Origin of the sequence: Caulobacter sp. HMWF025 (assembly GCF_003060965.1) — a bacterium.
Lineage (GTDB): Bacteria > Pseudomonadota > Alphaproteobacteria > Caulobacterales > Caulobacteraceae > Caulobacter.
Genome location: NZ_QAII01000038.1, coordinates 15,606 through 29,233, shown reverse-complemented (window position 1 = coordinate 29,233; position 13,628 = coordinate 15,606). Strand labels below are relative to the sequence as shown.

At 65.9% G+C, this 13,628-nt stretch carries 15 protein-coding genes and 1 pseudogene; 9 read left to right on the top strand and 7 right to left on the bottom strand.

Going from position 1 to position 13,628, the window contains the following annotated elements; all coding sequences use genetic code 11:
* The first annotated feature begins 137 nt into the window (after window positions 1-137).
* Window positions 138-1,046, top strand: coding sequence for a hypothetical protein (locus DBR10_RS05035; protein ID WP_369831739.1), 909 nt, complete (start codon window positions 138-140; stop codon window positions 1,044-1,046).
* Between the two features lie 30 nt (window positions 1,047-1,076).
* Here the strand turns inward: DBR10_RS05035 and DBR10_RS05030 are convergent, their stop codons facing one another.
* From DBR10_RS05030 to rplU, 3 genes are all read right to left on the bottom strand, one after another.
* Window positions 1,077-1,610: a GNAT family N-acetyltransferase gene (locus DBR10_RS05030; RefSeq protein WP_108490015.1), complete on the bottom strand. Its 534-nt coding sequence runs from the start codon at window positions 1,608-1,610 to the stop codon at window positions 1,077-1,079.
* 188 nt (window positions 1,611-1,798) lie between these two features.
* Window positions 1,799-2,068, bottom strand: coding sequence for a 50S ribosomal protein L27 (gene rpmA / locus DBR10_RS05025; RefSeq protein ID WP_108490014.1), 270 nt, complete (start codon window positions 2,066-2,068; stop codon window positions 1,799-1,801).
* 34 nt (window positions 2,069-2,102) lie between these two features.
* Entirely contained in the window at window positions 2,103-2,609 is a 507-nt protein-coding gene (gene rplU / locus DBR10_RS05020) for a 50S ribosomal protein L21 (RefSeq protein ID WP_108505825.1), read from the bottom strand.
* 213 nt (window positions 2,610-2,822) lie between these two features.
* Here rplU and DBR10_RS05015 point away from each other — a divergent pair, with 213 nt between their 5' ends.
* Window positions 2,823-3,452, top strand: a complete 630-nt coding sequence (locus tag DBR10_RS05015) for a hypothetical protein (protein WP_108490120.1) — start codon at window positions 2,823-2,825, stop codon at window positions 3,450-3,452.
* 45 nt (window positions 3,453-3,497) lie between these two features.
* The gene (locus DBR10_RS05010) at window positions 3,498-4,613 is read left to right on the top strand and encodes a CobW family GTP-binding protein (RefSeq protein WP_108490121.1); all 1,116 of its coding nucleotides are present in this window, start codon (window positions 3,498-3,500) and stop codon (window positions 4,611-4,613) included.
* Window positions 4,614-4,624: 11 nt separating this feature from the next.
* Here DBR10_RS05010 and DBR10_RS05005 read toward each other — a convergent pair whose 3' ends face one another.
* Both DBR10_RS05005 and DBR10_RS05000 read right to left on the bottom strand, forming a co-directional pair.
* On the bottom strand, window positions 4,625-5,062 hold the full coding sequence (locus DBR10_RS05005; protein WP_108490122.1) for a biopolymer transporter ExbD: 438 nt from the start codon (window positions 5,060-5,062) through the stop codon (window positions 4,625-4,627).
* 163 nt (window positions 5,063-5,225) lie between these two features.
* Window positions 5,226-5,672: a biopolymer transporter ExbD gene (locus DBR10_RS05000; RefSeq protein ID WP_108490643.1), complete on the bottom strand. Its 447-nt coding sequence runs from the start codon at window positions 5,670-5,672 to the stop codon at window positions 5,226-5,228.
* 223 nt (window positions 5,673-5,895) lie between these two features.
* On the opposite strand from DBR10_RS05000, the gene DBR10_RS04995 reads away from it, so the two are divergent.
* Entirely contained in the window at window positions 5,896-6,921 is a 1,026-nt protein-coding gene (locus tag DBR10_RS04995; protein ID WP_108556185.1) for a WD40 repeat domain-containing protein, read from the top strand.
* Here DBR10_RS04995 and DBR10_RS04990 read toward each other — a convergent pair.
* Window positions 6,918-7,580, bottom strand: a complete 663-nt coding sequence (locus DBR10_RS04990) for a nitroreductase (RefSeq protein ID WP_108505826.1) — start codon at window positions 7,578-7,580, stop codon at window positions 6,918-6,920. The two genes, DBR10_RS04995 and DBR10_RS04990, sit on opposite strands and share 4 nt — an antisense overlap.
* Window positions 7,581-7,675: 95 nt before the next feature.
* Between DBR10_RS04990 and mtgA the strand changes: the two genes are divergently transcribed.
* Both mtgA and DBR10_RS04980 read left to right on the top strand, forming a co-directional pair.
* The gene (mtgA, locus tag DBR10_RS04985; RefSeq protein ID WP_108505833.1) at window positions 7,676-8,365 is read left to right on the top strand and encodes a monofunctional biosynthetic peptidoglycan transglycosylase; all 690 of its coding nucleotides are present in this window, start codon (window positions 7,676-7,678) and stop codon (window positions 8,363-8,365) included.
* A 14-nt stretch (window positions 8,366-8,379) separates the two neighbouring features.
* Window positions 8,380-8,925, top strand: coding sequence for a GNAT family N-acetyltransferase (locus DBR10_RS04980; protein WP_108505827.1), 546 nt, complete (start codon window positions 8,380-8,382; stop codon window positions 8,923-8,925).
* 202 nt (window positions 8,926-9,127) lie between these two features.
* Here DBR10_RS04980 and DBR10_RS04970 read toward each other — a convergent pair whose 3' ends face one another.
* Window positions 9,128-9,943 carry a LytTR family DNA-binding domain-containing protein gene (locus DBR10_RS04970; protein WP_369831740.1) on the bottom strand — a complete coding sequence of 272 codons (816 nt, stop codon included), beginning with the start codon at window positions 9,941-9,943 and terminating at the stop codon, window positions 9,128-9,130.
* A gap of 67 nt (window positions 9,944-10,010) precedes the next feature.
* Between DBR10_RS04970 and DBR10_RS04965 the strand changes: the two genes are divergently transcribed.
* The 3 genes and pseudogenes from DBR10_RS04965 to DBR10_RS19710 form a co-directional block, all read left to right on the top strand.
* Window positions 10,011-10,562 carry a DUF2306 domain-containing protein gene (locus tag DBR10_RS04965; RefSeq protein ID WP_369831741.1) on the top strand — a complete coding sequence of 184 codons (552 nt, stop codon included), beginning with the start codon at window positions 10,011-10,013 and terminating at the stop codon, window positions 10,560-10,562.
* 933 nt (window positions 10,563-11,495) lie between these two features.
* Window positions 11,496-12,194, top strand: coding sequence for a TetR/AcrR family transcriptional regulator (locus tag DBR10_RS04955; protein ID WP_108505272.1), 699 nt, complete (start codon window positions 11,496-11,498; stop codon window positions 12,192-12,194).
* Between the two features lie 166 nt (window positions 12,195-12,360).
* Window positions 12,361-13,628 (top strand): annotated as a pseudogene (locus DBR10_RS19710) (TonB-dependent receptor); the annotation flags it as partial.

Here is a 13,628-nt window from a genome sequence, read left to right as displayed (position 1 = left end):
TGACGAAATGTTAAAGTTGCCCGTGCAACAAAGAGTCTTGCTGTGAAACCGTCGTTTTTAACGTGCGGTGAGTGGGGGGCGATGCGTTGACGACGACACTGGACGTCGGAGCAGATTTGGCTCGAGACCTGCGGGAAATGACGCTCCAGACGCTGTGCCGTAAATATGCGGGCGAAGCGTCGATCCACCGCAACATCCTGATGAGCCGTGGCACCGGCGTGACCGGCACCTGGCGTGACTTCCGGGCCTTTCTGGGCGACATCGGCACCCGACCGACAGACCAGCATGTTCTGGTGCTCCTGAACCGGACCGAGCGGACCTATGGTCCCGGGCGCGCACGCTGGATGACGCCCGAGGAGCAGGCCATGCATGAGGCCGAGTTCGACCGGATGCAGGCCGAGAAGCGACGCGAGGAGCAACTTCTGCTGCACCAGGCGGCCGCCCAGAAGCGTGCCAGCAATCCCAAGGCCGCATCCTTCGGGCAGTGGACACCGATGGCCGGCCAGCAGGTCGCCTACACGGACGTCGCCAAGCGCCTGAATATTCCGGTCAATGCCCTGTCAAAGACCATGGCCGGTGGCCGTTCGGCCGATGATCTGGTCAAGCGCGCCGCCAGCGCCGCCGAGCTCATCAATCAGGACGCGACCTGGCTGCCGCCCGACCCGGCGCGCAAGGCGGGCTTCTTTGAAGCCTTCCGGATCTGGCACATGCAGGTCCAGCCCCAGTTCAGCCGTGCCGCGACCCCGACCTTCCTGTTTCTCTACATTGCCTTGCCGGTCATGAAGCAGTGCCGGGACGAGCTCATGGAGCTCGACCTCTGGAACCCGCTGAGCCAGCGCGCTACCCACGCCCGGGACGCGCACGCCTCCTGGAAAAAGTACTGCGAATTCATGCCGCGGGCCCAGGTGGCGCTGATGGAAATCCCCATCTACGCCACCTATTCGCTGCTCTCGGACCTGGACGCACTCTGCGACCGGATCCTGACGGCCGAGAAGCGCTTCCGCGAGGGCCAGCAGAAGGTCATTCAGACGCACCGCGCGGCCTGATACTCTGCCGTTTGGCTAGGGGGGACCCGGTCAGGCCAGCCAGACCATCATGCGTGTGGCCACAGCTTCGCCCCGCGACAGCGATGGCTTCATCTCGACCCGACCGGTGTAAAGAAACCCGGCCTTGATCAACACCTGCCCGGACGCCGGATTGTCGGCGAAGTGGCCCGCTGTGACCAGCCGACGCCGCCAGCCCTGCTTCACCCAGTTCAGGGCTCCCTGAAGTGCCTCGGTGGCAAGACCCCGGCCCCAATAGGGTTTGCCGATCCAGTAGCCCGTTTCCAGGGCTGAATCCGGTGGAGTGAAGAGGCCCAGAACGCCGACAACGCCCTCGTTCTCGAGGTCGATGACAAAGGTATTGTCGCGGCGACGATCCTGGGTCTGACAGCGGCTGATGAACGCTTCGGCGTCGTGTCGGCCGTAGGGCCAGGGCATGCGGGTGGTCATGCGCGCAATCTCCCGCTCGCTACCCAGCGCACAAAGCCGTTGGGCATCGGACGGTGCGGGAGCCCGAAGCGTGATGCGCCGCGTCTCAATTATGGGACTGGTGTCGATGACGCACATCTGGCGCCTCCCGGTTTCTCGATCCCTCTTTGGACGGGGACCGTGACGCCGCCGTGGCGATCCTGCTTCAGGGCGGCGTTGGACAAAACAAAAGCGGGGAGCCCGGCGTTCCGGACTCCCCGCTTCGGTTCGTCTGTCCGGATCGTCTTCTCTTCCGAGAAGCGCGACCCGAGAAAGTCGAGTTCGCTCTACTCGGCAGCCTGCGCCTTGGGCGCAACCGTTACGTAGGTGCGGTCATGCTTCTTGGTCACGAACTTCACCGCGCCTTCGACGAGCGCGAAGAGGGTGTGGTCCTTGCCGATGCCGACACCGGCACCCGGCCAGAACTTTGTGCCGCGCTGACGGATGATGATGTTGCCGGCGAGAACCTTCTCGCCGCCGAACTTCTTCACGCCAAGGCGGCGGCCGTCTGAGTCGCGACCGTTGCTGGACGAGCCGCCTGATTTCTTGTGAGCCATCTTGCTCTCCTAAATCCTTGAGAGGCGCAGCCGCTTAGGCTTCGCCGTCTTCCGGGGTGGCGGCGGCCTTTTTCGGGGCGGCCTTCTTCTTCGGGGCGGCTTCAGCGACCGGTGCCGCAGCGACCGGGATCGTGAAGGGCACGGCGGCGTCGCCGAGGCCACGGGCCCGGGCGTTCAGGATCACCTTGGGGGTCAGGTCGATGACGCCGTCCCACTTGATTTCCTTGCCTGCGCCAGCGACCGAGGTCACGCGCACGACCGACTCGGTCTGGCGGTGACCGCGGGTGCGGCGATAGCCCTGACGGCGGATCTTCTTGAAGATCTTCACCTTCTCACCCTTGCGGGTTTCGATCAGGGTGCCGGAGACGACAGCGCCGTCCACCGTGGGGGCGCCGACCGTCACGGCCTCGCCTTCGCCCAGCATCAGGACTTCGCCAAAGGCGACAGCTGCGCCCGGTTCACCGTCGAGCTTTTCGACCACCAGCAGATCGCCGGCTTGGACCCGGTACTGCTTGCCGCCGGTTTTGATCACCGCGTACATAGGTTAGCGCCTTAAGAAACGTGCGTTCGCAAAATAGGGAACGCCCGCAAGGAAACCCGGCGGGCGAGGGGGCGGACTTATACAGCCGACCGTCCTTGAGTCAACGGCCTGCAGGGCCTGTTCGCCAGATTCCCGGTCCGAGAGGATTGCAAGCGCGATCGGGGCGACGATTCAGGCTGGAACGTTACAATGTAACAGTCTATAGCTCCCGCCGTGACGTCAACCTTCTTCGCCTCGATCGCCGCCACGGGCTTTGCCGTGGCCTTCCTGCATGCGGCGCTGCCCACGCACTGGCTGCCGTTTGTGCTGGTGGGTCGTGCGCAGAAATGGTCGACGGGCAGGACGCTGGGCGTGACCTTTCTGGCCGGCCTGGGCCATGTCGGTCTGACGATCGTTCTCGGCCTGGCCCTCGTGCTGGCCGGTCTGGCGCTCCAGCCTCACATCGGCGGGATCTTCCACTGGATCGTTGGCGGGCTGATGGTCGCGGTCGGCCTCTTCTATGTCCTCAGGGGGCGCCACAGCCACTCAGGCGCTGAAACTGGGCGTGCGCCCTATGCATCCGACCGCGCCGCCGTCCTGGCGCTGGTGACCCTTCTGACCCTTTCGCCCTGCGAGGCCTTTCTCCCTTATTTTCTCGCGGGCATGGAGCATGGGTGGCAGGCCTTTGTTGCCCTGAGCCTTGTTCTGATGGTCGCGACCTCGGCCGGCATGCTGCTGTTCACGGGACTCAGCCTCGCCGGGTTCAAGCGGCTGGGCCTCGACTGGGTGGAGCGCTATGAGGAAACCATCCTCGGCGCAGCCCTGATCCTGGTCGGTATCGCGGTCGCCTTCTTCAAGACCTGAGGCCGGGTGCTTTCGCTGGGGCCAGAGACCGCCTAAATAGCCCCCATGACCCAGACCGCATCGTCCTCCGGCAAGATCCCCGTCACCGTGCTGACCGGCTATCTCGGCGCCGGCAAGACCACCCTGCTCAACCGCATCCTCACCGAGGCGCACGGCAAGCGCTATGCCGTGATCGTCAATGAGTTCGGCGAGGTCGGGATCGACAACGACCTAGTGGTCGGAGCCGATGAAGAAGTGTTCGAGATGAATAACGGCTGCGTCTGCTGCACGGTGCGCGGCGACCTGATCCGGGTGCTGTCGGGCCTGATGAAGCGTAAGGGCGGCTTCGACGCCATCATCGTCGAGACCACCGGCCTGGCAGATCCGGGCCCGGTGGCCCAGACTTTCTTCGTCGACGAAGACGTCAAGGCTCGCACCTATCTGGACTCGGTCACCGCCCTGGTCGACGCCAAGCACATCCTGCTGCGGCTCGGTGACAGCAGGGAAGCCGTCGAGCAGATCGCTTTCGCCGACCAGATTGTTCTGAACAAGACGGATCTGGTTTCGGAAGACGATCTTCGGCACGTCGAGGCCCGCATCAAGCGCATCAACCCGCTGGCTCCGATCCATCGCGCCCAGCGCTCGAACGTCCCGCTCAGCGCCATCATCGGCAAGCACAGCTTCGACCTGGAGCGGATCACCGAGCTGGAGCCGGACTTCCTCAATCCGGCCCACGGCGAGCCCGGCCATGTGCATGACGAGCACTGCGGTCACGACCATCACCATCATCATGATCACGACCATGTCCACGACGAGCACTGCGGGCATGACCATCATGGACATGACCATGCGCACGACCACGGCCATGCCAGCGCCATCCATGACGACGGGGTCAAGGGTATCTCCCTGACCCTCGACCGGCCCGTCGACGGCCAGAAGATCACGGCCTGGCTGAACGACCTGTTGGCCCGCCGCGGTCCCGACATCCTGCGCGCCAAGGGCATCATCGATGTCCAGGGCGAGAACCGCCGTCTGGTCTTCCAGGCCGTCCACATGATCCTGGAAGGCGACTTCCAGCGGCCCTGGCTGGACAGCGACAAGCGCTACAGCCGCATGGTCTTCATCGGTCGCGACCTTGACGAGGCCGAACTGAAGGCCGGGTTCGAGGCGACGGCGGCCTGAGGGTCGTCCGTCTAGCGGATCTCCTCGTTGATGACCCCGACCCGCGTCCAGCCCAGGGCGTGGACCCGGTCGAGCACGGCCATGAAGGCTTCATAGGGCACATCGGCCTGGGCGCGGATCATGACCTTCTGCTCGCGCCGGGGTCCGGTCTGGCCGTCTGAGGCGAACCGGGACCCCAGGTCGCGACCCAGGGTCTCCAGCCGTGTCGGTTGGTTGCCCAGGAACAGGGCTCCCGACGTCTGGATGGAGATGAATACCGGTGGCCGGGGCGCGGGCAGGTCAGCCGCCGGCGGCATGTCGACCTTGATCGAGGTCACGGCCATCGGCACCGAGACCATGAAGATGATCAGCAGCACCAGCAGGATGTCGACGAAAGGCGTGACGTTGATCTCGGCGTTCTGCTTGAGTGCATAGGCTCCGCCACCGCCGCCTGCGAGTTTCGCCGCCATGACTGCCTCCCGGATCGCCCCTCGGGGCGCTTGAAGTTACAGTTGTAGCTTGACTGACTTCTGCGGACTGTAAAGTTAAAAACTACATCCGTAAAAAATAGAATGCAAAAAAGAGGCCGGACAAACCGCCCGGCCCCTGATTTTCGATGATCGTCGAAGGATCCTAGTGGATGTCTTCGTTGATCAGGCCGACCTTGAACCAGCCGGCGGTCTGCAGTTGGTTCAGCACACCCATGAAGTCGGCATACAGCACGTCGGCGTCGGCGCGGATCATCACGCGCTGGTCGTCCTTCGGGCCAGCCTGACCGGTCGCGGTGAACTTGGCGTCCAGATCAATCTCGAGGTTGTCGAGGCTGGTTTGCTTGTCGGCGATGAAGATCGCGCCCGACTTCTGGATCGAGATGAACACCGGTTCCTTGGGCTTGATGTTTTCCGGGTTCGGAATGGCCGGGGGAAGGTCGACCTTGATCGCCACGGTGGCCATCGGCACGGCGACCATGAAGATGATCAGCAGAACGAGCAGAATGTCCACGAACGGCGTGACGTTGATCTCGGAGTTCTGGTTCAGCGAGTAGCGACCACCGCCACCACCGGAGAGTTTAGCCGCCATAGCCTGACTGTCTCCCAAAGGCCGCGTACGTCGCGTGCCTGGATTTCGTTACGACGCCACGTCTGGCGCAGACGGGCTCGGAAGTAAAGCCCGACGACGCAGCGCAATGGCAAGCCCCTTTTTGACTCTTTGTGGCGAACAGCGTTCGCATCCGTCAGGGCACCCCGTGTGCGGCGATGCCCTCCGGCTAGGCGCCCGGGCCTGCGCTTGGTATGGCCCGCTCATGATTTTCTCCTTCGACGCCTTTGTCACCGCAGCCCTTTTTGACCGTGCCGGTCGTGCCGCCTTCGCTCTCGGCGATGGAACCGTGCGGCTGCAGAGCGACGAAGGTTACGTCACGGTCGAGGCCCATGGCGGCCCGCTGGGCGGCGCAGTCCTCAGCGCTGTCGGCCATCCTTCGGGCCAGGGCATCGTCACCGGCGGCGACGACGGCCGGGTGGTCTGGAGCCGAATCGACGGCGGAGAGGTGGTCGCCACGGTGCTGGCCGAGGTGAAGGGCCGCTGGATCGAGCATCTGGCCGCCAGCCCGGCCTCGGGCCTGATCGCCTTCACCGCCGGTCGCGAGGCCCGCGTGCTTGATGCGGCCGATCCGGCCTTTGCGCGGATCTTCACCCACGAAAAGACCGTTTCCGGTCTGGCCTTCGATCCCAAGGGCCGGCGTCTGGCCACGGCCAGCTACGGGGGCACGCAGCTGTGGTGGGCGAAGATCGCCGAGCAGAAGCCGCAGATCCTCAAATGGGCCGGCAGCCATATCGCCGTGACCTTCAGCCCCGACGGCAAGTTCCTGGTCTCGTCCATGCAGGAAAACCAGCTGCACGGCTGGCGCCTGTCGGACAGCAAGGACATGCGGATGGGCGGCTATCCGGCCAAGGTCCGCAGCGTGGCCTTCTTCGACAAGGGCAATCTGCTGGTCACCGCCGGGGCGAACGGCGCGGTGGTCTGGCCGTTTGCCGGGGCCAGTGGTCCGATGGGCAAGGAAGCCGCCGAGATCGGCTTTGCCCGCGACTCGCTGATCGTTCAGGTCGCCGGGGTCGAGGCCCTGCCGGTCGCCCTGGCCGGCCAGGACAACGGCAAGATCTGGACGGCCCATATGCGGACCGGCCGGATCGAGACCCTCAAGGCCGAGCGGGGCGCGCCGATCAGCGCCCTGTCGGTTTCGCCCGACGGCCGCTGGCTGGCCTGGGGCGACGAGGCCGGTGAGGCCGGTTTGCTGGCGATTCCGGATCTGAGCGGCCCCCGTACCTTCTAGAAGCCCTTCATCTCGGCAAAGGCCTCGAACGGATCGCGGCGCGAGCGCCAGCTGTTCACCGGCGCTGTCTCGTCGCGATAGCCCAGTGCCATGCCCGAAAACAGCATGTGCCCCTCGGGCAGGCCGACATGGTCGTGCACGACCTGATGATAGTGCGACCAGAACTCCTGGGCGCAGGTGTCGAGGCCCTGCTCGACCGCCAGCAGCATCAGGGTCTGCATGTACATGCCGATGTCGCTCCACTGCGGCGGGCCGCAGCGGCGGTCGATCGAGAAGAACAGCAGCACCGGCGCACCGAAGCCCTGGCCGTTGCGGGAGAACCACTGCAGGCGGGCCATCTTGTCCTCGCGCGGAATGCCGAGCGAGGCATAGAGGTCTTCGCCCACCTGGAACCGGCGGCTGCGCAGCGGCTCCCAGAGGTTGTCGGGATAGATGGCGTATTCGGGGGTGTCGGGCGCGGCGACGCGCTTGAGCATGGTCTGGCGCAGCGCCTCCAGCGGCGCGCCGGTCACGGCCTGGACCCGCCAGGGCTGCAGGTTGCCGCCGGACGGCGAGCGCGCGGCGGCTTCAATGAGGCCCTTCACGACCGTCGCATCGACCGGATCCGGCTTGAAGGCCCGGACGGACAGGCGGTGATTGACGGCGTCGACAACGTTCATGTTGCGCTCCTGGGCACAGGCCTTAAGTGCCGCGACAACGGCGGTCGGCTTGGTTAGCATCCGCACGCAACGTCAAGACAAGTCGGTTTGGGACGATTGGGGGACGATCGGTGAAGCTGTTTCGCAATATCCTGCTGGCCCTGTTTCTGGTGCTGGTCGCGGGACCGGTCCTGGCGGTGTTGGTGTTTCGCTTCGTGCCGCCGCCGGTGACGCCGCTGATGCTGATCCGGGCCACCGAGGGCAAGGGATTGGACCATCGCTGGCGGCCGATCGACGAGGTCTCGCCCGCCTTGCCGCGCGCCCTGATCGCCGCCGAGGACGCCAAGTTCTGCGACCACCACGGCTTTGATCTTGATGCCCTGCAGAAGGCGTACGAGAACAACGAGAAGGGTCGCAAGATCCGTGGCGGATCGACCATCAGCCAGCAGACCGCCAAGAACGTCTTCCTGTGGCCGGGACGCTCATATGTCCGCAAGGGCCTTGAGGCCTGGTTCACGGTCCTGATCGAGATCGGCTGGGGCAAGAAGCGGATCATGGAGGTCTATCTGAACTCCATCGAGTTCGGCCCGGGCCTGTACGGTGCCGAATCGGCTTCGCGGCGATATTTCGGGGTCGGGGCCGACAAGCTGACCGGGCCCCAGGCCGCCCGTCTGGCCGCCATCCTGCCCAGCCCCCTGAAGTGGAAGGTGGTCAAGCCGGGCAAGTATGTGAAAAAGCGGGCCCGCAAGATCGGCGCAGCCTCGGGGACCGTCCGTCGTGACGGTCTCGCGGCCTGCGTTCTGTAGAGAGAGGATCCGAGATGGCTGTTGCCCCTGGACCGGTTTTGGAAACCCCCCGCCTGATCCTGCGCCCCACGGCGACCGAGGACCTCGACGGCTGGGACGAGATGATGTCGGACGCCGAAGTCGCCCGCTATATCGGCGGCGTCCAGGCGCGGTCCGGAGCCTGGCGGGGCATGGCCTCGATGGCCGGCTCGTGGGTTCTCAAGGGTTTCGGCATGTTCTCGGTGATCGACCGGGCCAGCGGGGCCTGGCTGGGTCGGGTCGGACCCTGGCAGCCGGAAGGCTGGCCCGGGACCGAGGTCGGCTGGGGACTGACCCGCGCCGCCTGGGGCCAGGGCTATGCGGTCGAGGCGGCGACGGCGACCCTCGACTGGGTCTTTGACCATCTGGGCTGGGACGAGGTCATCCACTGTATCGACCCGGACAACACCCCGTCCCAGGCCGTGGCCCGGCGGCTGGGTTCGGTCAATCGCGGCCCGGGCAAGCTTCCTGCACCCTATGAGGACCACCCGGTCGACCTCTGGGGCCAGACCCGGGCCGAATGGCAGGCGCGGCGGGCCTAGGGCGAGCTGGGTTTTCGCGCGATCTGTCTTTGAAACCGCTCTCCCCGGCGAAAGCCGGGGTCCAGTTCGAGCCCCTGACCCAAAGCGTTCTGGCAAGGTCGGAAGGCGCGTCATCACCAAACGCTTCGGCAGGCTCTGGGCCCCGGCTTTCGCCGGGGAGAGCGGAGCTGAAGCCGATGGATTTGGCTCGCATCATCGCGGCCTAGAACCATCCCGCCTCCCGCAGGGCCCTGGCATAGGCGCGGCTGACCGGGGCCTCGACTCCGCCGGTCAGGGTCAGGACGGCCCGGCCGTCGGTGCGGCGGGCGTCCTCGACGGCTCCCCTAGCCACCCACCAGGAGCGGTGGGTCTGGGCCCCCTCGATGCCTTCCAGTTCGGCCACAGCGTCCGACAGCCGCATCAGGATCAGGTCCTGTCCCTTCGAGGTGTGCAGGCGCAGATAGTGGTCCTGGGCTTCCACGGCATGGATCGTCGCACCGCGCAGCCTCGGCGGCAGGCGGTCGAGGAAGCGCGGAGCGGGGGCTCCGGCCGGTGAGGCATGGGTCTCGGGCGGCTTGCGCTGCACCAGGAAGTTCAGGCCGGTCATGCCGGCCGTGATGACGAAGACCGGACCCAAATAGTGGGGCAGGGCGGCCAGGCGCGGGCTGTCCTCGAACAGCAGCTCGGTCACCAGCCAGACCACGCCGGTAAAGGGCAGGGTGATGCCGAGGCACAGCAGGCTGCCATAGAGCCAGGGGCGATCGTCGGCGCGACCGTCCTTGCCGATCAGCTGGTTGACGCCCGTGCCGACAATGCCGCCGCCCAGGCAGAGGCCCACCCAGTAGGCCAGCCGCATGGGCAGTGACACCACCCCCGTACCCAGGGCCCCGATCAGGGCCAGGAACACGCCGGCGGCCATCGACACCGCGATGCCGCGCCGGGCCTCGCGGGAGGTCAGCGCCGTTCGCGAAGCGTGAACGACATCGGCCAGCCGTTCACGAAACCGGAGCGGCGACTGGCGTAACGGCGATTGAGGCACGGGACAGGCCGCTCCAGGACTGAGGCATCGGCGAAACACGCAGACCGCCGGTACCGAGGAGATGAAGATGGCCGACCAAAACATGTCAATGCAGCGCCGGGCCCAGAGCGGACGTTTCGTCGTTCCGGCCCTGACTGTGGCGACCCTGGCGATCATCGCCGCCAGCCCCGGTCTGATGGCCGCGCCCCTGCGGTTCCTGAACGGCCTTGGCCTGTACCCCCGGGCACCGGACCTGTCATTGCTGGCCGCCGCGCCGCTGGTCATCCAGTTGCATGTCGCCGGGGCGGTGACCGCCTTCCTGATCGGCTGCGTCCTGCTGGCCGGGGTCAAGGGGACGGGCCTGCACAAGCGCCTTGGCTGGACCTGGGTGGCGGCCATGGCCCTGACGGCGGCCAGCTCGCTGTTCATCAAGGTCATCAACCCCGGGCACTTCAGCTTCATCCACCTGCTCAGCGGCTGGACCCTGATCGCCCTGCCGATGGCCATCGTCGCCATCAAGCGCGGCAAGGTCGCGGCCCACCGCCGCAGCATGACGGGGATGTTCGTCGGCGGCCTGCTGATCGCCGGCCTGTTCACCTTCCTCCCGGGTCGGCTGATGTGGCGGATCTTCATCGGCTAGGGACATGAGGTCTCCGCCTCACGCGGTTTGGCCGCTGAAGGTGTGGGAAGGGCTGCGGAGCGTCCGGGCCTCGCCCGGAAGAAGAGTTTTTGAATACCGTTTCGACGAAGTCTGAACGCTCCGCGTGATCGTTCTGTCGGAAGCGTGCGGCGCTCGAGCCCTGTTAGAGCCTCGCCGCCCTGAAGCCTCCGGCGGGCGGACCGGGGCGCGACCCCGTCCCGGACCGTGAACCCTTCCGGGCCCACCTGCTGCTCGCCCGACCCCTGCCGTGACGTCGTTTCTGTGATCCACGGCCGACCGCCGCCAGACACGACAGGGTTGGCAGCCCAAGAGCACAGTGTCCTCTTCCTGCCATCGATAGAGCTTCCCGCTCGACCACACCCCGCCGCCGCTCCGGTCGCTGGCCAAGCGCCCTTCCCCGCGACGAGGTGGGATGATTATGCGGGGGGTTCTGAGCGCGTTTGATTGGCGCGATGGGGATTTTTGTAAGGGGTTGATCGGGTTGGGGTTTGTCGGCGGGGTTACGGGGATTGAGCGGGCTGGATCCCCGTTCTCAAACGCCCAAAACCCTTGTCATCCCGGCCGGACGCCCGGAGGGCGGGAGCGCCGGGACCCAGGGGTCGACGCACTGCAGTTGCCCCTGGGTCCCGGCTCGCGCTGCGCGCGTCCGGGATGACAAGGAGAAGGTGCTCTATTGATCCCCCGCACTCGCCCCCTACGGATCGCTTCGCGACCGTCTTCCTCCAGAGGGGGAAGATAGTCTCATCTTCCCCCCGAACGGGGGGAGGACGACCGGCGCAAGCCGGTCAGGAGGGAGCCTGCGGCGGTGGCCGTCTAGCCGCTTCCGGGCCACCCTATCCCTCATCCGCCTTGCCACGTCTGCCCGGATGCGCCATCCGGGGGCTGCGCCATCGTGGCCGGCAAGAGAGTCGAATGACCGCAGCCAAGCCCCGCGCCCGTGCCAGCGGGCGGGGAAGACCGTCCAAGGCCAAGGGTCTGGACCTGAAGGAAACCATCCTCGACGCCGCCGAGGGCCTGTTCGCGCGCCATGGCTTCTATGGCGTCACGACCCGCCAGGTGGCCGCCGAGGCCGGGGTCGACACGGCCCTGATCCACTATTATTTCGGGGCCAAGCGCGAGCTGTTCGACGCGGTGTTCCTGCGCCGGGCCGAGATCCTCAACCAGGCGCGACTGGCCTCGATGGACGCCTATGTGAAGGCCCATGCCCCGGCCATGACCCTCGAGGGGGTGATCGGGGCCTTCATCGACCCGCTGCTGCGTATCTCCCAGGACGGCGGGTTGGGCTGGAAGAGCTATTTCGTGCTCGTGGCCCAGGTCAACAATACCCCGGCCTGGGGTGGCGAGACCATGGCCCGGTTCTTTGACCCGGTCGTCCATCGCCTGGTCGAGACCCTGAAGACCATCCGTCCCGAGGCCGAGTATCGCGATCTCTTCTGGTGCTACCAGTTCCTGACCGGCTCGATGATGCTGACCCTGTCGGAGACCGGACGGATCGACTCCCTGTCGGAAGGCGAGTGCCATTCCAGCGATCTGGAGGCGGTCCGGGCCCGCCTGTTTGCCTATTGCGCTGCCGGGTTCGAGGCGGTCATCGCCCGCGCCGGCAAGGCCTGATCCGCCCTCACATTACCATTTCATCACCTGATGAAAAAAGACTGGCGCAAGCGGCCGGTCTGGTTAACAGTGCTTCAATTCGCGGTTCGATGAATTCGCGGGTTCCGGTCACGCGTCCAAAAAGGACCCGGACCGGAAGGGCGGAACACAAGGGAGGGGAAACCCCATGACATCGATGTGGAAGGCTGCGCTGCTGGCTGGCGCGGCATGGAGTGCAGCCGCGACGGTCGTTTCGGCCCAGGAGGCTCCGGCCGCCGACCAGGCCGGCCTGTCGGTTGAAGAAGTGGTCGTCACCGCCCGCCGCCGTGAGGAAAGCCTGAAGGACGTGCCGGTGGCCGTCTCGGCCTACAGCGGCGAGACCCTGGCCCGCCAGGGCGGCGCGGACATCACCGTCCTGCAGCAGACCACTCCCAACATCACGGTTCAGACCGCTCGCGGTTCGAACTCGACCCTGATCTCCTACATCCGCGGCATCGGCCAGCAGGACCCGCTATGGGGCTATGAGCCCGGCGTCGGCCTCTATGTCGACGATGTCTATGTCCATCGCCCGCAGGGCGCGGTGCTGGACGTGTTCGACATCGAGCGCATCGAAGTGCTGCGCGGCCCGCAGGGCACGCTGTATGGCCGCAACACCATCGGCGGCGCGATCAAGTACGTGACCAAGCGCCTCGGCGACGAAACCCACGGCAAGATCCGGGGCACCTACGGCAGCTATAACCAGACCGACCTGCTGGTCTCGGGCCAGACCCCGGTGGCCGGCGGCCTGTCGGTGGGCGGTGCCTATGCGCTCTACAAGCGCGACGGTTTCGGCAAGAACCTGACCACCGGTGCCGAGCACTACAACAAGGACGTCCAGGCCATCCGTCTCAGCGCCGAATATGCGCCGAACGAGGACCTGTTCTTCCGCCTGGCCTATGACAAGGTGCAGGACGACTCCAACCCGCGTCACGGTCACCGCGAACTGCCGGCCCTGGTCGGCGGCTACAAGGTTCTGGACGTCTATGACACCCAGGCGGGCCTGGGCGACGACAACACGGTCGAGACCGAGGGCCTGTCTCTGACCGGTCAGTATGATGCGACCGACCATCTGAGTTTCAAGTCGATCACGGCCAGCCGTAAGGGCCACACCACCACGGTCATCGACTTCGACGGCACGCCGATGCCGACCCTGGACGTCCCGGCCACCTATGACGACCGCTCGTTCTCGCAGGAACTGCAGGCCGTCTATTCGGACGAAAACGTCCAGGGCGTGTTCGGTCTCTACTACATGAACAGCCAGGCCTCGGGCGAGTTCGACACCATCGCCGGCAATCTCGGCCTGGCCATCGCCAACGGCGGCAAGGTCAGAACCCAGAGCTTCGCGGCCTTCTTCGACTTCAGCGCCAATCTGAGCGAGAAGTTCAAGGTCTCGCTGGGGGCTCGCGCCACCCGCGA